12 protein-coding genes are annotated in these 23191 nt (G+C 60.1%); 4 read left to right on the forward strand and 8 right to left on the reverse strand.

Annotated elements, in window-relative coordinates:
• Nucleotides 1–57: 57 nt before the first annotated feature.
• Both mscK and UIA24_RS03970 read right to left on the reverse strand, forming a co-directional pair.
• Nucleotides 58–3405: a mechanosensitive channel MscK gene (gene mscK / locus UIA24_RS03965; RefSeq protein ID WP_330522235.1), complete on the reverse strand. Its 3348-nt coding sequence runs from the start codon at nucleotides 3403–3405 to the stop codon at nucleotides 58–60.
• Nucleotides 3406–3445: 40 nt separating this feature from the next.
• Nucleotides 3446–5188 carry a potassium/proton antiporter gene (locus UIA24_RS03970; RefSeq protein WP_065758222.1) on the reverse strand — a complete coding sequence of 581 codons (1743 nt, stop codon included), beginning with the start codon at nucleotides 5186–5188 and terminating at the stop codon, nucleotides 3446–3448.
• A 163-nt stretch (nucleotides 5189–5351) separates the two neighbouring features.
• Between UIA24_RS03970 and UIA24_RS03975 the strand changes: the two genes are divergently transcribed.
• Nucleotides 5352–7568 (forward strand): dermonecrotic toxin domain-containing protein, encoded by a 2217-nt coding sequence (locus UIA24_RS03975; protein WP_330522236.1) that lies wholly within the window; start codon nucleotides 5352–5354, stop codon nucleotides 7566–7568.
• Nucleotide 7569: 1 nt separating this feature from the next.
• On the opposite strand, the gene betA is transcribed toward UIA24_RS03975, so the two are convergent.
• The 3 genes from betA to betI all read right to left on the reverse strand — a co-directional run bounded on the left by betA (nucleotide 7570) and on the right by betI (nucleotide 11513).
• Nucleotides 7570–9267 (reverse strand): choline dehydrogenase, encoded by a 1698-nt coding sequence (betA, locus tag UIA24_RS03980; RefSeq protein ID WP_330522237.1) that lies wholly within the window; start codon nucleotides 9265–9267, stop codon nucleotides 7570–7572.
• Between the two features lie 78 nt (nucleotides 9268–9345).
• On the reverse strand, nucleotides 9346–10818 hold the full coding sequence (gene betB / locus UIA24_RS03985) for a betaine-aldehyde dehydrogenase (protein ID WP_330522238.1): 1473 nt from the start codon (nucleotides 10816–10818) through the stop codon (nucleotides 9346–9348).
• Nucleotides 10819–10847: 29 nt separating this feature from the next.
• Complete coding sequence (gene betI, locus UIA24_RS03990; protein WP_065758226.1) at nucleotides 10848–11513, reverse strand: transcriptional regulator BetI; 666 nt, start codon at nucleotides 11511–11513, stop codon at nucleotides 10848–10850.
• Nucleotides 11514–11936: 423 nt separating this feature from the next.
• On the opposite strand from betI, the gene betT reads away from it, so the two are divergent.
• The 3 genes from betT (at nucleotide 11937) to UIA24_RS04005 (ending at nucleotide 19665) form a co-directional block, all read left to right on the forward strand.
• Entirely contained in the window at nucleotides 11937–13940 is a 2004-nt protein-coding gene (gene betT / locus UIA24_RS03995; protein ID WP_330522239.1) for a choline BCCT transporter BetT, read from the forward strand.
• Between the two features lie 131 nt (nucleotides 13941–14071).
• Nucleotides 14072–14812: a substrate-binding periplasmic protein gene (locus UIA24_RS04000; RefSeq protein WP_330522240.1), complete on the forward strand. Its 741-nt coding sequence runs from the start codon at nucleotides 14072–14074 to the stop codon at nucleotides 14810–14812.
• A gap of 104 nt (nucleotides 14813–14916) precedes the next feature.
• Nucleotides 14917–19665, forward strand: a complete 4749-nt coding sequence (locus tag UIA24_RS04005; RefSeq protein ID WP_330522241.1) for a dermonecrotic toxin domain-containing protein — start codon at nucleotides 14917–14919, stop codon at nucleotides 19663–19665.
• Nucleotides 19666–19693: 28 nt separating this feature from the next.
• Here the strand turns inward: UIA24_RS04005 and UIA24_RS04010 are convergent, their stop codons facing one another.
• The 3 genes from UIA24_RS04010 to UIA24_RS04020 all read right to left on the reverse strand — a co-directional run bounded on the left by UIA24_RS04010 (nucleotide 19694) and on the right by UIA24_RS04020 (nucleotide 23156).
• Nucleotides 19694–20461: a divergent polysaccharide deacetylase family protein gene (locus UIA24_RS04010; RefSeq protein ID WP_330522242.1), complete on the reverse strand. Its 768-nt coding sequence runs from the start codon at nucleotides 20459–20461 to the stop codon at nucleotides 19694–19696.
• Between the two features lies 1 nt (nucleotide 20462).
• Nucleotides 20463–21782 carry a S41 family peptidase gene (locus tag UIA24_RS04015; RefSeq protein ID WP_065762004.1) on the reverse strand — a complete coding sequence of 440 codons (1320 nt, stop codon included), beginning with the start codon at nucleotides 21780–21782 and terminating at the stop codon, nucleotides 20463–20465.
• 87 nt (nucleotides 21783–21869) lie between these two features.
• On the reverse strand, nucleotides 21870–23156 hold the full coding sequence (locus tag UIA24_RS04020) for a murein hydrolase activator EnvC family protein (protein WP_330522243.1): 1287 nt from the start codon (nucleotides 23154–23156) through the stop codon (nucleotides 21870–21872).
• Nucleotides 23157–23191: the final 35 nt, after the last annotated feature.

Below are 23191 nucleotides of genomic sequence, written 5' to 3' on the forward strand. Positions count from 1 at the left end.
GGCCATCTCCAGGAGAATGTCCGAGCATTCTGCAAGGGTATGGCCGTTGACGTCCAGTCAGGCGGGATTGGAACCTGATGCCAGATCACCCGGCTTGCCGATCAAAGGGATTGGCACGGCGGTTTTCTGATCCTCTGCGGGAACGATGTTGAACACCTGTCCCTGCATGTTTTTCAGGTAAATCTCCAGTTGGCGGTACGCGATGTTGATGTTGTTTTTCTTGAACTCGCTGTTGATGACGCGGTTGACCTCATCCAGCGCCGGGTTGCGGTCACCGAGGTCGCGGACATGCATGCGCAGTTCGTGGTCCAGTGTGCTTTCGCCAAAATTGAGGAAGTAGACCGTCGGGGCCGGCTCCTTGAGCACGCGTGGGTTGTCGTTGGCGGCCTTGAGCAGCAGGTTGCGCACCAGCTCCAGATCCGAGCCATAGTCGACGCCGATCTTGAGCGTGACTCGGGTGATGGTGTCAGTCAGCGACCAGTTGATCAGTTGCCCGGTAATGAAGGTCTTGTTCGGGACAATGATGTCCTTGCGGTCGAAGTCGGTAATGGTGGTCGCTCGGATGCGGATCTTGCTCACGGTACCGGACAGGTTGCCGATGGTGATGGTGTCCCCGATACGCACCGGGCGTTCGAACAGGATCATGATCCCCGAGATGAAGTTGGCGAAGATTTCTTGCATCCCGAAGCCCAGGCCGACCGACAGCGCAGCCACCAGCCACTGCAGCTTGTCCCAACTGACGCCGAGGGTCGACAGCGTGGTGACGAAGCCGATTCCGGCAATCGCATAGGACAACAGCGTGGTCGTCGCGTAGGCACTGCCTTGGGCCAGGTTCAGTCGCGACAGTACCAGCACTTCCAGCAAGCCTGGCAGGTTGCTGGCCAGGGCAAAGGTGATACCGACGATCACCAGTGCACCCAACAGGTCACCGAGGCTGATCGGGACCATGCTCATGGCTGCACCGGTGCCGCTGGTGTATTCGTAGAGGGTGATGTTGTCGAGGTAGGCAAACACACTGATCAGGTCTGCCCAGACCCAGTACAGGGCGCCAATGAAGATGCCGAGCAGCGCGAGGCGGATCAGGCGCAGCGATTGCTGGTTGACCTGTTCGATGTCCAGGGTCGGCTCTTCAATCATCGTTTCACCGTCCGGGCCTTCCTTGACGGCCTGACGTTTACTCTGCGCACGCTGATAAGCCAGGCGACGTGCGGCAACTGCCAGGCCACGGACGAATGCAGCCTCGATCACCAGCCAGAGCATCAACAGATACAGCGTGTCGATCAGCCGGTCGGTGAGTTTCAGCGCGGTGTAGTAGTAACCAAAACAGACCGCGACGAACAGGGCGATTGGCAACACGGTGAAGGCCAGCCCCACGGCCATGCGAAACAGCGAGGCCTGGTTATGGTTCGGGCTACTGAGCAGCAGGCGGCTGAGCAACCAGGTCATCAGGGCGTAGCAGGTCAGTACTACGCCGATACCCAGCACGTCGTCGGCCAGGGCCGAGGGTTGGTGCTCGGCGACCGCCACCACGGCCACCAGTGCCAACACCACTGCGCCAAGACGCCGGATCCAGCTGCGGAGGAACTCCACCTGCGGTTTCTCCCAGCGAAAATGCAGCTCGGCAACACCCGCAGGCGCGAGAATCCGGTACGCGGTGTAGAACACCATCCAGGCTTGGGCAATCTGTAGCAGGGCAGCACCGAGGTTGGCATTCTGACCGCGTGCGTCGATCTGCAAGGCAAAGCCGCACAGGGCCAGTGCCAGGCTGATCGGCAGCGCCAGCAGCACGTTGATCAGGAGCGCCTGAGGGGTGTGCCACTGACTATCGCGCTTGAAGTGACCGATATCCCGATGGACCTTGCTCAGGCGCGCATACAGGTAGTTGCGGCGCCAGAGCAGGGCACCGATCAGCAACAGCAGCGGCAGGAACAACAGCGGGCGCTGCACCAGACCGTCAGCCAGTTCACTCACACTTGAGGCCCACGGCAGGCTCACGACCTGCTTTTGCAGGCGCTCAGGTACGCTGCGTAGCCATTCCAGTTCCAGCGGCTTGTTGCTGGGGATCCAGAACATCTGCTCGTCGAGGGTGGCGCGCAGGTTCTGCGCTGTGCTCAGCAGCTGTTTCTGGTTCAGTTGCAGGGTGATGGATTCGTTGAGCAGTGCACTCAGTTCACGGTTAAGTCGTTCAAGCAGGTCGCTGCGGGTGATCGCGACTTCAAGCAACGCCTTGCGCAATTGCGGCGTAGCGCTTTCCTCTGGGTGGCTGGCCAGCAGTTTGTCGACATAGCTACTCGGGCTGCTGATCTGCTCGCGCTGCTGGTTGATCTCAAACTGGTAGAGGCGGATATCGGCAATCTGGTCAGCCAGGTCACCGTCGACTTTCAAGTGCGGCAGGGACTGTTTCTGTTTGTAGAGAATCTTGGACAGCAGCAGGCTGCCCTTGAGCACACTGATTTGTTCGTCCAGCGCCAGATCGCTCTGGGTCAGGGCATCAAGTTGCTGCTTGGTCTTGAGGTTTTCCTGAGTCAGTTGGTTGAGCCGGTCTGTGCTCAGCAGCAGGTAGTCGGAGAGCTTGAGGTTGGCAGCACTTTCGGTGGCCAGAACACTGCTGCCCCCGGCTTTCTGCGCCTCGATGGATTGTTCGGTGACGGTCTGCTGCGACTGGGCCAGGCGCTTCTGGTTGATCAGGGTCTGCAGGTCCTGAATCTCTTGCTCCAGGCGTGCCGCGCGCTCGATCAGCAAGTCATGCTGGCTGCTACCCAGATCTTGCAGCAAGCTGTTGCCGGCCAGTTCCTGCCGGCGTAGCAGGGTCAGGGCGTTGAGGGCGGCTAGCTCGGCATTGAGTTGGTTGCGCTGTTCTGGCGACAGCACCTTCCCGGCTTCTTTGCCCAGTTTCAGGCTGGTATTGATCTGTTGGCTGCGTGTCTGGTTGTCGCTGATTTCGGCCTGGGCCCGCTCCGGGCGAGTCTGGGAGGTAATGGTCAGGCTGTTGGCTTCGGAGAGTGCCTTTTGCAGGTCACTCTGTTGGGTCGTGCGTTCGGTGAGCAACTGTTCCAACTGGGGAACATCAAGGCTGGCATAACGCTCAGCCACCGGAATGACCGTGCTGCTCTTGAGCTTGGCCAGTTCGCGCTGGTTTTCACCGGTCTTTTTTGGGGCATCGCTGAGTTGCTGCTTGAGCGCGGCCAGGCGTTTTTCACTGTCATCCTTGCTGTTGAGGAAGACCAGGGTTTGTTCCAGCACCTGACGCAGGGCTTTCTGCTCCGCCTCAGGCAGCTTGCGCTCGGCAATCTTGTCGAGACTTTGCTGAACAGCGGCAGCGTTGGGTGGCTCCGCAGCGAAGGCGAAGGTTGCAGAAAGGCACAGCCCCAGCAGGGCTGCGCAGACAAGCGTGCGCAAGGACATAGGCAGAAAATTCGTACAAGCAGATGTAAGAAAGCGGAGTTTAGAGGAACAGGCCCGGGCCGGGGCGACTTCCTTCGGGAAATTTGACGCCCACTTTGAGGATCTTGTTCCCCTCCATCAGCGCAACGGTCCACAAGGTGTTGTTCCATTCGATCTGGTCACCCACTACCGGCGCACCACCAACCTTCTGTTGGATGAAGTGGCTCAGAGGCGTGTGTGGGTCCTGACCGTCGAGCTTGAGGCCGTACAGGGCCGCTACAGCCCCCAGTTCTGCGTCACCTTCAAGGACGAAGTCACCGAAGAAGCGCAGGTCCAGACCACGTTGTGGTGCCTGGCTGAACAGCTTGCCCAGGGCCGGGAGATCGTGTTCATGGCCGATAACACAGAGCAGGTCACCCACCTCCAGGGTGGTACTTCCCGACGGGTGGAGCAGTTGCTGACCACGGAAAAGCGCTGCAATGCGGGTGCCCTCAGGCATTTTCAACTCACGCAGCGCTGCGCCGATGCACCATTTTTCAGCACCCAGACGGTAGACGAACAGCTCCCATTCACTGGTGATGTGCACTTCCAGTGCAGAGCGGGAGATGGGTGCCGGGTCAGGTGGCACGGTGACTTTCAGCAGCTTGGCCACCCACGGCAGGCTGGTGCCTTGCACCAGCAGCGAGACCAGGACGATGAAGAAGGCCAGGTTGAAATACAGTTGTGCGTTGGGCAGCCCGGCCATCAGCGGGAACACCGCCAGAATGATCGGTACTGCGCCGCGTAGGCCGACCCAGGAAATAAAGGCCTTTTCGCGGCCATGGAAGGCCTTGAATGGCAGCAACCCGGCTAGCACCGACAGCGGGCGGGCGAAGAGGATCATCCACAAGGCCAGGCCCAGTGCCGGCAGGGCAATTGGCAGCAGGTCGTGCGGAGTGACCAGCAACCCCAGCACCAGGAACATGCCGATCTGTGCCAGCCAGGCCATGCCGTCGAGCATGTGCAGAATGCCGTGGCGGCTGCGGATCGGGCGGTTGCCCAGTACCAGGCCGCAGAGGTACACGGCGAGGAAGCCACTGCCGTGCAGGGCGTTGGTCAGGGCAAATACCAGCAGGCCACCACTGATCACCAAGATCGGATAGAGGCCGCCGGCCAGGTTGATCCGGTTGACCAGTTGCAGCATCAGCCATCCGCCGCCCAGGCCGAGCACTGCGCCAATGCCAAACTCGCGCACCAGGTGCCCGAGCAGGCCCCAGTGCAGGCCTGTCTGACCGCTGGCGAGCATGTCGATCAGGGTCACGGTGAGGAACACCGCCATGGGGTCGTTGCTGCCCGATTCGATTTCCAGCGAGGCGGTGACCCGTTCGTTCAGGCCCTTGCCGCCCAGCAGGGAGAACACCGCAGCAGCGTCGGTCGAACCGACAATGGCGCCGATCAGCAGGCCCTGGATCAGGTTCAGGTCAAACAGCCAGGCCGCCATCATGCCGGTCAGGCCGGTGGTAATCAGTACCCCGACGGTCGCGAGCGATAACGCTGGCCACAAGGCAACACGGAAGCTCGCGACCCGCGTACGCAGGCCGCCATCGAGCAGAATCACGGCCAGTGCCAGGTTGCCGACGAGGTAGGCGGTGGGGTAGTTGTCAAAGATGATGCCGCCGCCATCGACCCCGGCTGCCATGCCTACGGCGAGGATGATCACCAGAATGGGGATGCCCAGTCGCGAAGACAGTGAGCTGACCAGAATACTTGCACCTACCAGCAACGCGCCGATCAAGAACAGGCTGTTGATGGCGGTCGCATTCAAAGGCAGTACTCCAGGACAATCGGCGGGAAAGGTGTGCAGAAACAAGCAGGTCGCGTGCCAAGGATTCTAACCTGAGCGCTTGGAAAACTGTCTAGATAGTTACCACCGTAATATGCTTGATAGCGTTTGCAATGCCGTATCAGCAACCAATACGGCAATTATCATGACGTCATTCGCATCCGCTTCTCTGCAGAACATCGCTCAAGGCTTCCTCGGGGCCTATCCCGATATCCATAGCCTGGCCCGGCTTGGCGCAGGCCATATCATCGAAAATGCACTCGGCTATTGGCTCGATCCCGACCAAGTCTACTGGCACCGCTTTGATCATGCCGTCAGCAGCAACCGAACCTTCAGTGGTTGGGCGCACTACAGTGCGCCGATCGAGTCGATGACCTTGAGCGAGCTGATTCAACGTCGTTTCACCCTCAACGACCAGCTCAATCCCGACCTGCTCAGCAACTACGGTGGGTTTTACCGAGTGGGTGCGGGCCATGGACATTATGACGAGCGTGTTGAGGTTCGCCTGGCACCTGAAAATGTCATGGAGGCCTTCTGGGCGCTCGACCTGCAGTCGGTGTACCTGCAAACCCTGGAGCGGTTCTGGGCGCAGCATGCCGATAACTTCTGTCTGCTTGCCCGGGCACAGTTTCTGACAGCATTGGCGCATGCACGAGAGAAGGAGGGCTTGTCCGACGCCGAGCAACAGGCGGTGTTGCGTGCGGCAGTCGGTTCGATCCGCTTCCCGGCAACGCTCGCGCGCTTGCGCCAGTCGCAGGGGGAGGGTGTGAACTCCGGCTTCAGCGCCCTCAGCTTCAGTGGGCAGGTGGCGCGCGATATGTTCTGGTTGGTACTCCCGAGCAATGCCTTGCTGCTGTACCTGGCCAGCGAGACGCCTGCCCTGATTCGTTTTACCGGCAAGGACCAGCTCTATGCCTGGATAAAGGAGCAAGTGGCGGACGAGCCAGGCCGGCAGCGTTTTCAGCAACACTTTCCTGACCTTGATCCGGCCGCGGGGAAGGTGTTGTGTGAGCGTCTATCAGCCGGTCAGCGAGTGCTCAATTGGGATGTCGCGCCCGTTGCAGGGGATGTCTTTGTGCATCTGCGGGAGGCCGCCAAGCAGGAACTCAAGGCCGTTGCCTTGGCACGAATCACCGCCAATAGTGACTTGCGCAAGGCCAAATGGCTGGCATGGCTGGGGGTTGTCAGTCGTGTGGTTTCACCGCTGGCGCCACTGGGCTGGCCGCTCGCCCTGGCGGCGGTCGGTGCCGGGGCGGCAAGCCTGGGATTGCATCTGGACCAGGCTGTCAACGCGAGCGATATACGCCAGCGCCGGCGCGGTTGGGTGTTGGCGGTTGTGGACCTGTTGTTTGTGTTGCTGGATGCCAAGATGCTTGAAGCCGATGCCTTCAACGGTGAAGCGCGTGCTGTTCGTGCACCGGGTGGTTCTGAGGCTGTGCCATTGACCCGAGCCCCGCAGGTGGCGTTGCCGCCGCTCCCGGTTGATGCGCAGCCTGTGGGGGCACCGCCGCTCTCTGACGGCAACTCTACGTTCTGGACGGCCTGCATGCGGCCCGCCGCCGATGAATTGCTGGCACTGTCCGATCAGGCGTTGGCACGTCAGCGAAGCCTGTTGACGCACCTGCCTGAAGCCGATCTGGAGCGGGTCTCGGCCAGCGGCGACTACCTGGATCCGTTTGGTGAGCCTTATGTGGTGTACCGCGATGAACTGGGTTTTGGCGCACGTCACATCAAGCAGTACAGCCATTCGCCGCAGCGCTACAACAACCTCTTGCGCGGCCTGCCGCTGGAAGGCACGGTTGACGCTAATGTGGCCAGGATTCATGCATTATCCAAGGAGTTGGGCATGGTTGGCTGCGATAATCAGGTGCGGCTGTATCGCGCTGCGTCTGCGGCGAGAGGCACATCCGGTGCATGGCTCAAGCGTGGGCAGGTGAAGGTTGGGGACGTGCTCCTGACGACTGACTTTACGTCGTTTACAGAAAACCCGTACACCCTCTGGGAGTTGTTCCGTGAAGACAGGAGTGCCGTTCAGGCACGTTTCGACGAAAGCTCCGTGGTGTTCGTTCTGGAGCCTGGTGGGCCCGCCTATGCGTCGCCCGTAGCAGCCTTTTCCGACCTGGAACATGAGGCCGAGGCACTGATCTTGCCGGGTCGGCCGCTGCGCATTCTCGACATTGCCGAGGTCGTCGGGGCGGATTTTCGCTTCACTCAAGTCCGTTTGCAGGGGGTTGAGTCGGTTGCTCCTGACGAGGCGATGTTCGAGTTTCGTACCGGGGAGCCGTTCCAGCGAGCGGCGTATGCCCGACGCCTGGGGGGCGTCGGGCAGAGCCTGGTCGAGCGCTTTTTTCCGCAGCCTTAGCTTATGCCTGCTTCACTTCACGCAGCGGCTTGCCCTTGACCGGCGCATCGTTGGCCACGTAGTACTTGGCGGTGCTGCGTGGCAGTGGCTGACGCCCACGAATCTTGTCGGCGATTTTCTCGGCCATCATGATCGTTGGGGCGTTCAGGTTGCCGGTAGTGATGATCGGCATGATCGAGGCATCGACCACGCGCAGGCCTTCCATGCCATGTACGCGACCCTGGCCATCGACCACGGCCATGTCGTCGGTGCCCATCTTGCACGAGCAGGACGGGTGGAACGCGGTTTCGGCGTGCTCGCGAATGAACGTGTCCAACTCTTCGTCGGTTTGCACATGCGCACCCGGGCTGATTTCACGACCACGGTATGCGTCCAGCGCCGGCTGCGCCATGATCTCACGGGTCAGGCGGATGCCATCGCGGAACTCCTGCCAGTCCTGTTCGGTTGCCATGTAGTTGAACAGGATGCTTGGGTGTTGGCGTGGGTCCTTGGACTTGACCTGGATGCGCCCACGGCTTGGCGAACGCATCGAGCCCATGTGGGCCTGGAAGCCGTGCTCCTGCACACCGTTGCTGCCGTTGTAGTTGATCGCGACCGGCAGGAAGTGGTACTGGATGTTCGGCCACTCGAACTCGGGGCGGGTGCGGATGAAGCCACCAGCCTCGAACTGGTTGCTGGCGCCGATACCGGTTCCGGCAAACAGCCACTGGGCACCGATAGCGGGCTGGTTCCACCACAGCAGCGAAGGGTACAGCGAGACCGGCTGGGTGCAGGCGTACTGCAGGTACAGTTCCAGGTGGTCTTGCAGGTTTTCACCCACGCCCGGCAGGTCGTGGACCACGGGAATGTCCAGGCTCTGCAGCAGTTTGGCCGGGCCAACACCGGAGCGTTGCAGCAACTGCGGCGAAGCGATGGCGCCGCTGCAGACGATGACTTCCTTGCGTGCACGGGCTTCGACACGCTCTTCGCTGTCGCCTTGCAGGTAGGTCACGCCAATAGCGCGTTTGCCGTTGAACAGCACGCGATCGGTCAGGGCATGAGTGACGATGGTCAGGGTCGAGCGCTTCTTGGCGATGTCCAGGTAGCCGCGTGCGGTACTGGAGCGACGGCCTTCAGGGGTCACCGTACGGTCCATCGGGCCAAAGCCTTCCTGCTGGTAGCCGTTCAGGTCTTCGGTGCGCGGGTAGCCGGCTTGCACACCAGCTTCAACCATGGCGTGGAACAGTGGGTTGTTGCCCGCCTTTGGCGTGGTCACGCGGACCGGGCCTTCGCCGCCATGGTAGTCGTTCGGGCCGATGTCACGGGTTTCCGCTTTACGGAAATACGGCAGGCAGTCCAGGTAGCTCCAGTCTTCCAGGCCTGGCAGTTTGGCCCAGCCGTCATAGTCCATGGCGTTGCCACGGATATAGCACATGCCGTTGATCAGTGATGAGCCACCCAGACCCTTGCCCCGGCCACATTCCATGCGACGGTTGTTCATGTAGGGCTCTGGATCGGTCTCGTAGGCCCAGTTGTAGCGGCGGCCCTGCAGCGGGAAGGCCAGTGCGGCAGGCATCTGGGTACGGAAGTCGAAGCGGTAATCCGGGCCGCCGGCTTCGAGCAGCAGGACGGTGACGCCTTCGTCTTCGGTCAGACGGGTGGCCAGGGTGTTACCGGCCGAGCCTGCACCGACAATGATGTAATCGAATTCTTGGGACATGAATGTACCCTCTTGGCAGTGAACGAGGTGAGCGGATGGCGCCCGGGTCTCGCGACTCGGGCGCGGCTACAAGGGTGCTTAGAACACCGAGTTGTAGTTGCCCAGCTCGACCTGTACCGACTTGATGCGAGTGTACTGAGCCAGCGAGCTGATACCGTTCTCACGGCCGACACCGGACTGCTTGTAACCGCCGACCGGCATTTCGGCAGGCGACTCGCCCCAGGCGTTGATCCAGCAGATACCGGCTTCCAGCTGGTGGATGATGCGATGCGCACGGGTCAGGTCGTTGGTGCAGACACCCGCGGCCAGGCCGAAGTCGGTGTCATTGGCGCGACGGATGACCTCTTCTTCGGTTTCGTAGGTGAGGATGCTCATCACCGGGCCGAAGATTTCTTCGCGAACAATGGTCATGTCGTCGCGGCAGTCGGTGAATACGGTCGGCGCAACGAAGGCACCCTTGGCGAAGTCACCGGTGGTCAGGCGTTCGCCACCGCACAGTACGCGTGCGCCTTCTTCCTTGCCCTTGGCGATGTAGCCGAGGACATTTTCCATGTGGGCGAAGCTGACCAGTGGGCCGAAGTTGGTGTTTTCGTCTTCCGGGTTACCCGCGCGGATGCGCGCAACGCGCTCAACGATCTTGGCTTCAAAGGCGGCTTTCAGAGAGGCAGGCACGAACACGCGGGTGCCGTTGGTGCAGACCTGACCGGAGCTGTAGAAGTTGGCCATCATGGCGATGTCGGCGGCGCGATCCAGGTCGGCGTCGGCGCAGATGATCAGTGGCGACTTGCCGCCCAGCTCCATGGTGACTTCCTTGAGCGAGGAGCTCGAAGCACTGGCCATGACCTTCTTGCCGGTGTCGGTGCCGCCGGTGAAGGATACTTTTTCAACGCGTGGGTGCTCGGTCAGCCAGGTACCGACTTCGCGACCGCTGCCGGTCAGGACGTTGAACACGCCATCTGGCAGGCCGGCTTCGGTGTAGATTTCGGCCAGTTTCAGGGTGGTCAGCGAGGTGACTTCACTGGGTTTGAAGATCATCGCGTTACCAGCGGCCAGGGCCGGGGCGGATTTCCACAGGGCGATCTGGATCGGGTAGTTCCAGGCGCCGATACCGACGGTCACACCCAGTGGTTCGCGGCGGGTGTAGACGAAGGAGCTGTCGCGCAGCGGGATCTGCTCGCCTTCGATGGCTGGTACCAGGCCAGCGTAGTATTCGAGTACGTCGGCACCGGTCACGATGTCGACGTAGCGGGTTTCGGAGTAGGACTTGCCGGTGTCCAGGGTTTCCAGCGCGGCCAGCTCATCGTTGCGCTCGCGCAGGATGTCAACGGCACGACGCAGGATGCGCGAACGCTGCATGGCGGTCATCGCGGCCCAGACTTTCTGGCCACGTTCGGCGCTCTCGACGGCGCGTTCGACGTCTTCTTTGGTGGCACGTTGCACGTGGGCGAGGACTTCGCCGTTGGCCGGGTTGATGGCTTCGAAGGTGGCATCGCCGCCAGCGTCGACATAACCACCATCAATGTAGAGTTTTTGCAGTTCGAAACGGGCCATAGTGTCCTCGCAAGTGCATTGTGGTTTGGCTATCCGCGCAGCGCTCCTGCCTGTGTGGCAATCGCCGGGCGCGGTGCATCAGAGGCCTGGTTGTGTGTGTCCGGGCTCGTCTGTTTTGCCAGTTGTAGATCCATGTATTCGTAAGCGATTTGCTGCGCCTGGTCGGTGTCGAAGGCGTCTCCGGATAACGCACCACGCAGCCACAGGCCGTCGATCAAGGCTGCCAGCCCGCGTGCTGCACTGCGTGCTTCAGGCAACGGCAGGACGCGGCGGAACTGACAGCACAGGTTGGAATACAAGCGGTGATCGTTGATCCGCTGCAACCTGTGCAAAGACGGCTGGTGCATGCTGGTTGCCCAGAATGCCAACCAGGTTTTCATTGCCGGGCCGTTGACCTGGCTGGCGTCGAAGTTGCCTTCGATGATCACCTGCAGGTGGGCGCGCGGGCTGTTGTCCTTGAGCGCATGCCGACGTGCGGCGACGCTCTCGGTGAGCACGCTCATCAAGTACCGCATGGTCGCTGCGATCAGGCCATTCTTGTCCTGAAAGTAGTGACTGATGATGCCATTCGACACACCGGCCAAACGGGCGATCAGCGCAATGCTGGCATCTCCCATGCCGACCTGATCGACCGCCATCAACGTGGCTTCGATCAACTGCTGGCGGCGGATGGGTTGCATACCGACCTTGGGCATCTTGCAAATCTCCTCAGGCCTGCGGGCAGACGACAAGCGGCTGCCTCGGCGAAGGCCAGTCTATTTTGTTTTGATTGAACGTTCAATCAACAAAGAATAAGCTCTGCGACAATCTGCACCATTGACAGGTTTTTTTGACCTTCTGTTGGCGCAAATTGGCACCCTAAAATGACGTGTAAGCCCCGTAACACAAGGCGTTGACGGTTTTTTGCGGAATATTGAACAGATCGGCCGAACGGCACGCGGCCATGCGGCAAACCTTCTGGTCGGGGTTTTCGGTCTGTTTTTTAACGCAATCGTTCGGGATTACGGTTTTTTCCAAGGTGCTTTTATAACACCTGAGCCAATGTGGCTATTGCACCATTTGCTCAGGTAACGGGTCGTTCTGTTGTTTTCTCTCGCACTGCCTGGAGCCTCTGTGCAATGAGTTCTGCCTCTTTGATAAAGACCCCTGTTGAGAGGGTCCGGGTCAATAGCGTGGTGTTCTTCACCTCGGCGCTGTTGATTCTTGTACTGACTGCCTTGCTGATCGCGGTTCCTGAAACTGCAGGTCGTGTGCTTGGCCAGGCCCAAGCCTGGTTGTCGCGTAGTTTCGGTTGGTACTACATGCTGGTGATTGGCGGCTACCTGCTGTTCGTCATCGTTCTGGCGTTTTCCTCCTTCGGCAAGTTGAAGCTGGGCGGCAAGGACGACACACCGGACTTCAGCTACGGTGCCTGGGCCGGCATGCTGTTCTCCTCCGGTATCGGTATTTCGCTGCTGTACTTCGGCGCCTCCGAACCGCTGGATCACTACTTCAACCCGCCGGAAGGTACACCGGCCAGCCTGCAAGCAGCCCGTCAGAGCCTGCAGTTGACGTTCCTGCATTGGGGCCTGCATGGCTGGGCGATCTACGCGTTGGTTGGTCTGTCGGTGGCCTACTTCGCCTATCGTCACAACCAGCCGCTGGCCCTGCGTTCGGCGCTGTACCCGCTGATGGGCGAGCGCTGGGTCAAGGGCGCAGCCGGGCACACCGTTGATATCTTCGGGATGTTCGTGACCCTGCTGGGCCTGGTGACCAACCTGGGCATCGGCTCGATGCAGGTATCGTCGGGCCTGGAGTACCTGTTTGGGATCGACCATAGCAAGACCAACCTGCTGATCGTCATTCTGGTGATGAGCACGGTGGCCACCATTGCTGCGGTATCGGGTGTGGAAAACGGTATTCGTCGCCTGTCCAACCTGAACATCCTGCTGTTCAGCGGCCTGCTGCTGTTCGTGCTGTTCAACGGCCCGACCCTGCACCTGCTCAACAGCTTCGTACAGAACACGGGTGACTACCTCAACGGCGTGATCCTGAAGACCTTCGACCTCTACGTCTATGAGGGTGACAGCGCCAAGTCGGAGCGCTGGTTGGGCCTGTGGACGGTGTTCTATTGGGCCTGGTGGATCTCCTGGGGCCCATTCGTGGGTATGTTCATCGCGCGTATTTCCCGTGGTCGTACCGTGCGTGAGTTGGTGGCCGGCGTGCTGCTGATTCCGTTGGGCTTCACCTTGGCCTGGCTGTCGATCTTCGGCAATACCGCGCTGGACCTGGTGATCAACCAGGGCGCGGTGGAGTTGGGGCGCACGGCGCTGGAGCAGCCCTCAATGTCGATCTATCAACTGCTGGAGCACTATCCAGCGGCCAAGATCGTCGTGGGTGTGGCCGTGTTTGTCGGTTTCGTGCTGTTCCTGACTCCGGCCGATTCCGGTGCAGTCATGATGGCCAACCTGTCTTGCAAGGGTGGCCAGGTCGACGAAGACGCACCGCACTGGCTGCGTATTCTATGGTCGGCGATCATCACTCTGGTGACCATCGGTCTGCTGTTCGCAGGCAATTTTGAAGCCATGCAGACCATGGTGGTGTTGGCAGGCTTGCCGTTCTCCGTGGTGCTGGTGGTGTTCATGTTCGGCCTGTTCAAGGCGATGAAACAGGATACTCAGGTCGAGCAGGAGCAAGCCGAATTGGCGGCCCGGGGCCGTCGCGGCTTCAGCGAGCGCCTGAGCCAACTGGACCTTCAGCCGACCCAGGCCATGGTTCAGCGCTTCATGGACAAGCAGGTCAGCCCGGCGCTCAAGGAAGCGGCCGAGCAACTGAAGACCCTGGGCTATGAGGTGCAGACCCGCCTGGGCCAGTCGCGTGCGGCGATGGGCCTGCGGATCGACATGGAGGAGGGCAACCCCTTTGTCTATGAAGTCAGCCTGGATGGCTACCTGGCCGCGCCAAACGAAGCGCCGGCTGACGGTGCCAGCGATGTACGGCAACGCTTCTATCGGGCCGAGGTTTACCTGCATAACGGTAGCCAGGAGTACGACCTGATGGGCTTCACGCCGGAGCAGATTACCCGGGATGTACTCGATCAATTCGAGAGCCATCGTCAGGTGTTGGGTCGGGTCTACAGCTGACCATTATCCGCTGAAAGCCAAGGGCTCTGTTCGCAGGAACAGGGCCCTTTCTTTTTCATGTGTGTTGCGGTGCTGGACAGCCGCTCAGGTGCCCGGCACTCTTGAAGGCGCCAAGGATCCCGGTGCCTGCCATGTTCAAGCTTCCTGCTTTTCTGATCTTCAGCGTATTCCTGCTCAGCAGTGTTGCTCGTGCAGACGAGCCATTGGTGCTGCTGACCGAGAACTTTCCGCCTTACAACATGGCCACGAACGGCAAGAGCTTCGCTCAGGATGCCAATATCGAAGGCATTGCGGCCGATATCGTTCGGGAAATGTTCAGGCGTGCGGATGTCTCCTATAGCATGACTCTGCGCTTTCCTTGGGAGCGTATCTATAAGCTGGCCCTGCATACGCCAGGCTACGGTGTGTTTGTCACGGCCCGCCAGCCGGAGCGCGAGGCGCTGTTCAAATGGGTAGGCCCTATCGGGCCGGATGACTGGATCCTGCTGGCGCCTGAGGGCAGCCCGATCACCCTGGAACGCCTGGAAGACGCTCGTGGCTATCGGATAGGCGCCTACAAGGGCGATGCCATTGCCGAACACCTGAGCAAGCAAGGGCTACGACCTTCCATCGTGCTGCGGGATCAGGACAATGCCGGGAAGCTGCTCCGGGGGGAGATCGACCTGTGGGCGACGGGCGACCCGGCGGGTCGCTACCTGGCCCGCCAGATCGGCATCAACCAGCTCAAGACGGTGCTGCGTTTTAATGGTGCAGAGTTGTACCTGGCACTGAACAAGAGCGTTTCGGACGCAGTTGTCAGTCGGCTTCAGCAGGCACTGGAGCAGATGCGCGAGGATGGGTTTGTTGACGCCACGTTTGCCCGCTATCTGTAAGGCGAGAAGGGCGCTTCTGCCTGGTGGTAGATAGTTATTGATCGGCCGTACAAGGCTGACGTTACGCTCCTGTATGTGTTCTATCGCACTGACAGGAGTTGTGCATGTCTGGTTCTTTACACCCCAGTGATATCAACATTCAGGCGATGGTTGCCTTGCAATTCGCCTCGCGCCCTACCTTGCGTAGCGTGCTTGAGCGGCGGATGCTTGAGGTGCTTTTCGCACGTTACCCATCCCTCGCCCGGAACTACCCCGGCCTGGTCTCGGCCAGTCAAATCAGCCTGATGGTGCCCGAAAGGCGTGAGAATCGCCTGTTCTATTCGCGCCAGTCACTGCTTGATGTCTTCATGCTGCATTTCGCACAGGGCAAAACGCTGGTATTTGCCAATGAGACTCAGGAGGCCTACCGGCTCAGCTATGACTACCCCGCAGTCATGCAATCGGGTGACCTGAAGAATCGTCTGGACATGGAGGATGTGGCTCAGTCGCTGAATGAGTTGCAGGCGACGATTCATATCAATTTGCAACAAGCCTTGGTCGATTACTGGCAGCAGACGGGCAGCACACAGGTGCCACGGACGCTGTGGCTCAGCGAGGTGCTCAAGACCGTTTTGACTGCAAGCCAGTCCACTGCAGAGTTAGGGCGTGAGGAGCGTGCTGCACTGTCCCAAGTCGTCGAAGTACCGCTGAAAATGAGTCGACAGCGGCGCTATGGCAATGACTGCACGCAAGCCTACCTGATTGATATCCATGTGGATGGGGCTGCCGGTCCCTATGCCTTGCTGAGTGGTGACGTGCTGTTGAAGTCTCGGGTAGACGGGCACGACAGGTTCCTCTGGTGTCAGCCTTCGGGGCGGGTGGAATCGTTTGCCCGCGAAGAGGCGTTTTCCGAGGCCTTGCATGCGTGGGTCGCCAAGCGTTTCGTGGTGTCTCAGGTTACCTGGAGCTGTCATGAGCCTGAAGAAAACCTGTTCGAGGTGCAGGCCAGTGTACTGTTGAATCGTCAGTTAGAGGCATTGACGCCGTTGGCGTCGCGTCGATTTGCTGATGTGCAGGCGCTGGAGCAAGGCTTTAGTGCGCTCACGGATCCGTCGGTGTTCTTCCAGCCCACCGCGCTGCTGACGGTGGTGCCACAGGCCGTACTCAGCGACAGCCTGCCAGACTGGTTAAGTGATGCCTCGGCATCCGATCAGTTTGCCTATATGGGCCTTTTGCTGGGGCTGGCCAATGCGCAGGCAACGTCTCGCGGGCAATCATTTCTTTATGATGTGCCGAGCTTGAAGGCTTTTACCGCTCAGTCACTGCGCGATCAGCTACTGAATGATCACCCATCGGACGGCGACTACTTTGCGGATGATCTGATACTGACGTTCGCGATTGCCGAAGGGCAACTGGGTACAGCTGGCATGATCAGGCACGAGGCCATGACCTTTACCGACTATGCCATCGGCAATCTGGTCTCAAAGCCCAGTGGCACTGTGGTCATCAGCCATCGGAACGGCAAGCCGATCATGGCCTGGATGACGCCTGAGTACATTGATGAACTGGTGCAGCGGGTGAACATCGGTGAGGTGTACCCCAAGCACGTCGCGGCGTTACTGGGCGACCCTACCCAGCTCAAGCGTCGACAACAGCTGTTTTGCCGTGAGCTTGAAGTGCATTTACCGCTTGTGGCGCTGGAGGCCAAAATCCGTGGACAGGCCGGTTTCAGTGAAGTGGGCTACAACTATGTGCGGAGTGCGACGCTGGGGCTGAGTGATGATTTAACGGGCGATGAGGCCGCCGTGTTGATCAGGCCGCTTGCCTTCAAGCACGAGCCTGACAGCGAGGTCGCGGATGAGGTCGTCAATTTCTTTGTCATTGCTCCCCGTGATATGACAACAGGTCCGTGCGTGCTGTACCGGCCGCTTGACACCGAGCAACCGTTGCTACAGTTCCCCAGCACTGAGGCGCTGTTTGATGCCATCAAGGAAGAGGGAGCGTTACAGGAGAGTGTCCTCAGTTGGTTCAGTGATGATACCCGTCAAGTCTACGCCAACGGTGGTTTCGACGAGCCGCACATATCCAGGGTGATCATTGACACTTTATTGCCGCTGGAACGGTCAGCACCTGCTCAGTTGGTTGCGGTGGACGTGGTGGGAACGGCCTGTGAACGGCTCTTTGAGGGCAATACCCGGATGTTGGTCGAGCTGGCCAACCGAGACTCGGTGTCCAATGCCGAAAGCCGTTGGGCACTGATTAAGAAAGGTGCGTGGCTGGTGTTCGGCGCGGTAGTGCCACTACTGCGTGGTCCTGTCGCTGTGGTTATCTGGATCGTTCAACTGGTTAGCAGTCTGAACGAGGATTTCAAGGCGTTGCGCAGCGGGGATGAGTTTCAGCGGGACGCGGCGATTGTTGATTTGCTGTTCAATCTGGGCCTGCTCCTGTTGCACCGCTCATCGCCGCCCGGTGAGACCGCGCCGCCCAAGCCTGTTGCCTTGCCAGAGATTGCCGGCCCTGCGCGCAGGCTTGAGGGCGATGTGGTGCCATTGGTGAAAGTGCAAAAAGACCAGTCGTTCTCGACTACCGCCACGCTTGGCGGCAATGGCACCGCACTGGATTTTTCCTGGAGCAACCCCGCGAACCACCTGAGCGCAGTGCAGCGTGAAAAGCTTCGGCGCTGGCAGGTGGATCCGATGACAGACCTGGGAGGCTATCGCGAGGATGACGAGGCGCGGGGGCTGTATGGTACCGATGACAACCTGTATGCCAAGGTTGCAGGGGCTGTCTATCGTGTCGACCGGGCGGCAGGGGAGGTCTGGGTGGTCAACCCCATTTACCGTCTTCAGCGTGGCCCGCGGTTGCGGCACCTGTCGGCTGATGAATGGGCGCTGGATTTGAGATTGGCCTTGCGTGGCGGCGGCCCGAAGCGTCAGATCAGTGCATTGGCCGAGGCCAACAAGGCGCATTACGAAGCGACGCTCGAGCAGATGAGCAAGGCCATGCAAGACTACGTGACGGAGAAAGACGCTTTCGAGAAACTGATCGAGACCTCGCGGAGTTTGGTGGCCGAAAAAGACAACGCAGCGAAGACTCTGGCGGGCTTCAAGGCCAAGCATGAGGTCGCTGATGGACCGGCCAAGACGGTGCTTGAAGGGGTCATCGCAAAAGTACAAGCGCTTCAGCTTGAGCGGGAAAATGTGCTGGCGGCGCAGTACAAGAACCAGATCACGCATCTACGGCGGATGGTGGATATTCAATGGCAAGTCAGGGACATTGTTATCGACTTGGGTAAGCCTCAATACGCGAAGTTCTATGCGCGCACAGGGGTCTCCAAGAACCTTGACGCGGTGTTGACCCAGTTGGCCATTGATTCTGCCACCCTGTACCAACGGCTTTACCTTTGCACCGATTGGGACACGCTTGCCGAGAGTCGTGAGCGTGTTGTCAGATGGCCGCGTAGTGAGCTTGAAATCGATCATTACAATCAGTTTGTCGATGCTTTGACGACCAACATTCAGGAGCAGAAGGAAATCCTGGACTTCCTGGCGCAACTCGATCATCTGGACGGCCTGCTGGTTGAGGCGGGGTTGAGCGACGCCGTTGCCAAGGTGCGTGCCGAGCGTTTGTTCAGCACGAAAGAGCTTCGCTTTGCCTACCTGACCGACCTTGGCGAGTTGGTCATGAACAGGGCTGCGATGTCCGACCCGGATGACTTCCTGTGGCTGGAACATCTGCTGATCGGTTCGGATTTAAAGCGTGCAGGGTATTCCCATGCCTCCCTGGAGCAGGAGGACGTTTCGCTGTCTGATCGAATCAGCATTTTGAACAGTAGCCTTGAAGTCTATGACACAACGTTACAGATCTGTGAGTTTCTTCAGGAAAACCCGTACGACAACGTGCGTGCCGACGCGCTGGAGCGCTACAGGGCGGAGCTGAAGGATTTGAAACACAGCGCCGAGACAGACTTGGCGCTCGCGATCAGGGCCCAGGAGCTGGATCAACCCCGTACCCCTGCCAGGCCGCGTCCGACGCCGAAGTTTTCCGCAAAATCGCGCACCATCACCACGCATGACCAGCGCGTACTGGTAGGGAAGGAAGTGACCGAGGGTGATCAGGTCTATGTTGAGCAGCGTAATAAGGTGACGGGGGAACGCCTGAGCCGCTTTCACCAGCATGGTGATCAGTGGGTCGAAGTGGTTGAGCAGGCGCAAGGCAGCAATGAGTTGCCCGCTCCTCAGGAAGGTGCGCCCTCTGCTGATGCATTGCGCCTGGCCAGGGAAAAAGCCAATCGCATGTTGAAAAGGCGTGAAGGTGCGTTGCGCAAACTGCGTGGTTACCTGAAAAAAACCGATTCGCTGAAGAGCCTTGAGCACATTTTTGAGCATGAAGAGCGTAATTTCCGTGAGGCGGCTCAGCAGCTTGAGGCACTAGGGGAGCAGTTGACTGAGGGCGACCAGGGCAAAATCGTCGCGCTTCGTGAGGCGGCCGATGCCCTCCGCGAGGATTTGATTACCTTCTACAAGGAGAGCCCGCCACAGGCTGAAAGTCTGAAGTACCTGTACAAGTATGCAAAGCTGCAGATCGCACGGGTAGGGAGTCGAACGCCGGTCGAAGGGTATGCCAATGACTTCATTGAAAAATATGAAATCAGAACGCAAAAGCTGGAGCCGCTGTGGGAAATACACCTCCACTACCCGGACAATGCCACGCCACGTCGGCAGTTCGTCAAAGGCCACCTGAAGGCCTGGAAGGATCGAAACCTTGGGCGCCGCTATCAGTTGGCCAATGCGCGGGATGACGGAAGCCTCATCAATATCCACCGGGGCGATGTGACGTTGGCTGACGTGGACAAGATACTGCAGCTCGACTGATCGTCGCCTGGAGCACGAGCGGGAGCGTTCAGCGGGCTGGCAGGTACCGGCCATGTTTGCCATGGCCGGGCATGGCCTGGTTGCTGCGTTCGGCAATCATCTGGTGTATTTCAATCCAGGTGATGCCCTGGGCTTTCAGTTTCGGCAGCTCGCGCTCCAGCACGTCAAGTGTTTGCGGGTAAGGGTGGCCAATCAGTACCGCCGAGCCCTGTTTGTGCGCCAGGTCGATGCCCTGTTGCAACTGCGCCGCGATGGCGGCAGTGGTGCGGACATCGTCCAGAAACACATCACGTGAGACGCTGGCCAGGCCCTTTTCCTGGGCCTTGGCTGCGGCCACCGTCCTGGCACTGGTGCGGCTGTCGACAAAGAACAGATCGCGTTGGTGCAGTTCATCCATCAGCCAACCCATGGCCTCGGGCTCTGCGGTCATCCGGCTGCCCATGTGGTTGTTCAGGCCCGCCGCGAAGGGCACCTTGACCAGGGCGGCGTCCAGGCGGCGCATCAGTTCAGCCTGTGGCATGCCTGGATGCCAGGCATAGGGCCCTGTTGCCGGGTCCATGGGCATGTGCAGAATGACCGTTTTGCCCGCTTGGTGAGCCTGGCGAGCAAACTCGCTGGCGTGTGGCGTGTCGGGCATCACGGCGAGTGTCACCGGGCCGGGCAGGGCGAGCACACGGCTGTCCCGTGCCGGGTTTTGTCCCAGGTCATCGATGATCAGGCTCAGGTAGGCCGGCGCCGCAGAGGCGGCACCGGCCAGCCCGCACAACAGTACGAGCGCGAGGCAGCGCAAGAACACCTTACTTGTCGCGCGTGATGCTCAAGCCCTTGAGCAGGCTGAGGGCCTGGCTGAGCTGGAAGTCGTCATCCTGCGGGCGTGCCTTGCGTGCGGAGCCTTTGCCCGATGGACGGTCTGCGCCGCCATTGCCATTGCCCAGGTGACCTTGCAGGTCGGCTTCCTTGAAGTTCTCGCTGTCCTGCTCGCTGGTGATCTTGGCGCGGCGCACCTCGATGTCGGGAACAATGCCCTGGGCCTGGATCGAACGTCCGTTGGGGGTGTAGTACAGCGCGGTAGTGATCTTCAGTGCGCGGTCATTGTTCAGCGGCAGTACCGTTTGCACGGAGCCTTTACCGAAGCTGTCAGTGCCCATCAGTACGCCCCGTTTCTGATCCTGGAGTGCGCCGGCCACAATTTCGGATGCCGAAGCACTGCCGCCGTTGATCAGCACCACCAGCGGCACGCCTTCACTGGCGTCGGCCGAGTCAGCTGAGAAGCGCAGTTCGGAGTTGGCGATACGGCCCTTGGTGTAGACGATCAAGCCCTTGGTCAGGAAGTGGTCGGCCACCTCGACCGCCGACTGCAGCACGCCGCCGGGGTTGTTGCGCAAGTCCAGGACCAGGCCGCGCAGTTTCTTGCCGTTGTCCTTGCGCAGCTTGGCCAGCGCCTTGCCGACTTCCTCGCCGGTCTTGACCTGGAACTGGGTGATACGAATGTAGCCATAGCCGTCTTCGAGCATCTGGCTCTTGACGCTCTTGACCTGGATGATGGCGCGGGCCAGTGTCACGTCGAACGGTGTGCCACCATCGCGGACCAGGGTCAGGGTGATTTTCTCGCCGACCTTGCCACGCATTTTATCGACGGCTTCGGTCATGGTCTGGCCACGGGTCGGCTGGCCGTTGATCTTGACGATCAGGTCGCCGGCCTCGATGCCTGCACGGGACGCCGGGGTATCGTCGATGGGCGACACCACCTTGATGAAGCCATCCTCGCTGCCGACTTCGATACCCAGGCCACCGAACTCGCCGCTGGTGCTTTCCTGCAGTTCCTGGAAGTCTTCCGGGCCCAGGTAGGCCGAGTGCGGGTCGAGGTTGCTGAGCATGCCCTTGATGGCATTCTCCAGCAGGGTCTTGTCATCGACGGGTTCGACATAGGCTGCCTTGATGCGGTCCATCACCTCGGCGAAGGTGCGTAGCTCATCGAGTGGCAGTGGCGCCTTGGCGCTGACGGTCGTGGCCGGCATCGCTGCTGGCTGTGCCGGTTCGGCGGCGTTGGCCAGAGGCGCGCCGATGACCAGGGCAGCAGCCAGGGCCAGCGAGGTGAGGCGGGGCGAGTGCAGCATGTCGAACGAACTCCTGATCCGGGTTTCGCCCCGTTCGGGGCATCGGCATGACAGATAGCGGTCAGGCCGTGAACAATAAGGTAATGCCTATCCCTGGGACCTGCACCATTGCGCCGGATCGCTCGGGCGACCCTGCTGGCGAATGGCGAAATACAACGCCGAAGTATTTTGGCCACCGCTGTTGCCGACGGTGGAGATGGCCTCACCGGCTTTGACGATGTCGCCGGCATCCTTGAGCAGGGTCTGGTTATGGCCATAAAGGCTCAAGTAACCGTTGCCATGGTCGAGGATGACCAGAAGTCCGGCACCGCGCAACCAGTCGGCGAAGACCACGCGGCCCCCGTGTACGGCATGCACCTGGCTGCCCGCAGAGGCGCTGATCATCACGCCGTCCCACTTGGCCCGCGAGTCATCGCCACGGGTTTCACCAAAGCGTGCAAGCAACCGGCCATTGACCGGCCATGGCAGTTTGCCACGGGCTGCGGAAAATGCCCCGCCAAATGCGGCTCCATCACTGGAGACCAGCGGGCCAGGGGTTGTCTGAGGCTTCTTCGGCGCATCGTTTTCACGGGCCGCAAGGGCTTCGCGCTGGCGCTGTTTCTCGGCTTCCTGTTGGGCAAGCAATGCACGCTGGCGTGCTTCTTCGGCCTCGCGCGCCTGACGGGCCAGGGTTTCCTCGATGGTCTTGAGGACGCGGCTCAGGTCAGCCTGCTCTTGCTCGCGCGCCTGTAGCTTCTGGTCACGGGCTTTTACGTCGGTGTCGAGCTTGGCCAGTACCTGCTGGCGTTCCTCACGGACCTTTTCCAGCTCCTGGCGCTGACTGTCGAGGCTGCCTTGCTGGGCCAGCAACTGGGCCTGCTGCAGAGCAATGTCGTTTTCCACATTGGCAAGCTGGCGCAGGGTTTCATTGAAGCTGCGCAACTGGCTCAAGCGCGCCTGACTCAAGTAGTCATAGTAGGTCAGGGTGCGGGCGAATTTTTCCGGGTTCTGCTGGTTGAGCAGCAGTTTGAGGTATTCCTCACGGCCATTCTGGTAAGCAGAACGCGCCTGGATCGCGATCAGGCGTTGCTGTTCAATGCGGGCGCTCTGGAGTTTTTTTTTCTCACTGTTCAGGCGCTCCAGCTCGCCCTCGGTCTTTTTTAGTTCCTTCTGCAATGCCTCCACCTGTTTTTCCAGCTTGCCGATGTCGGTTTCGGTCGAGCGCAGGTCTTTCTGCACGCCGGATTTTTCCTGCTGCAACTGGCCAAGGAGCTTTTTCAGCTCGGCAATATCCTGACGCGTAGCGTCCAGTTGCTGCTGGGTTTGTGCGCGTTCATCGGCGAATGCCGGGCTGAACAGGCAGGTCAGGGCTAGAAGGATCAGGGCGCGAAGCATCTGAAGGGCGATACCAAGAGGGAGACCGGCCTAGT

The sequence above is a fragment of the Pseudomonas sp. AL 58 genome (assembly GCF_036348395.1).
In the GTDB taxonomy this organism is placed as follows: domain Bacteria; phylum Pseudomonadota; class Gammaproteobacteria; order Pseudomonadales; family Pseudomonadaceae; genus Aquipseudomonas; species Aquipseudomonas defluvii.

Bases quoted from the DNA above. Each gene is read 5' to 3' on its own strand.
- mscK (WP_330522235.1), bottom strand. From the start codon at position 3,405: ATGTCCTTGCGCACGCTTGTCTGCGCAGCCCTGCTGGGGCTGTGCCTT.
- UIA24_RS03975 (WP_330522236.1), top strand. From the start codon at position 5,352: ATGACGTCATTCGCATCCGCTTCTCTGCAGAACATCGCTCAAGGCTTC.
- betA (WP_330522237.1), bottom strand. From the start codon at position 9,267: ATGTCCCAAGAATTCGATTACATCATTGTCGGTGCAGGCTCGGCCGGT.
- betB (WP_330522238.1), bottom strand. From the start codon at position 10,818: ATGGCCCGTTTCGAACTGCAAAAACTCTACATTGATGGTGGTTATGTC.
- betI (WP_065758226.1), bottom strand. From the start codon at position 11,513: ATGCCCAAGGTCGGTATGCAACCCATCCGCCGCCAGCAGTTGATCGAA.
- betT (WP_330522239.1), top strand. From the start codon at position 11,937: ATGAGTTCTGCCTCTTTGATAAAGACCCCTGTTGAGAGGGTCCGGGTC.
- UIA24_RS04000 (WP_330522240.1), top strand. From the start codon at position 14,072: ATGTTCAAGCTTCCTGCTTTTCTGATCTTCAGCGTATTCCTGCTCAGC.
- UIA24_RS04005 (WP_330522241.1), top strand. From the start codon at position 14,917: ATGTCTGGTTCTTTACACCCCAGTGATATCAACATTCAGGCGATGGTT.
- UIA24_RS04015 (WP_065762004.1), bottom strand. From the start codon at position 21,782: ATGCTGCACTCGCCCCGCCTCACCTCGCTGGCCCTGGCTGCTGCCCTG.
- UIA24_RS04020 (WP_330522243.1), bottom strand. From the start codon at position 23,156: ATGCTTCGCGCCCTGATCCTTCTAGCCCTGACCTGCCTGTTCAGCCCG.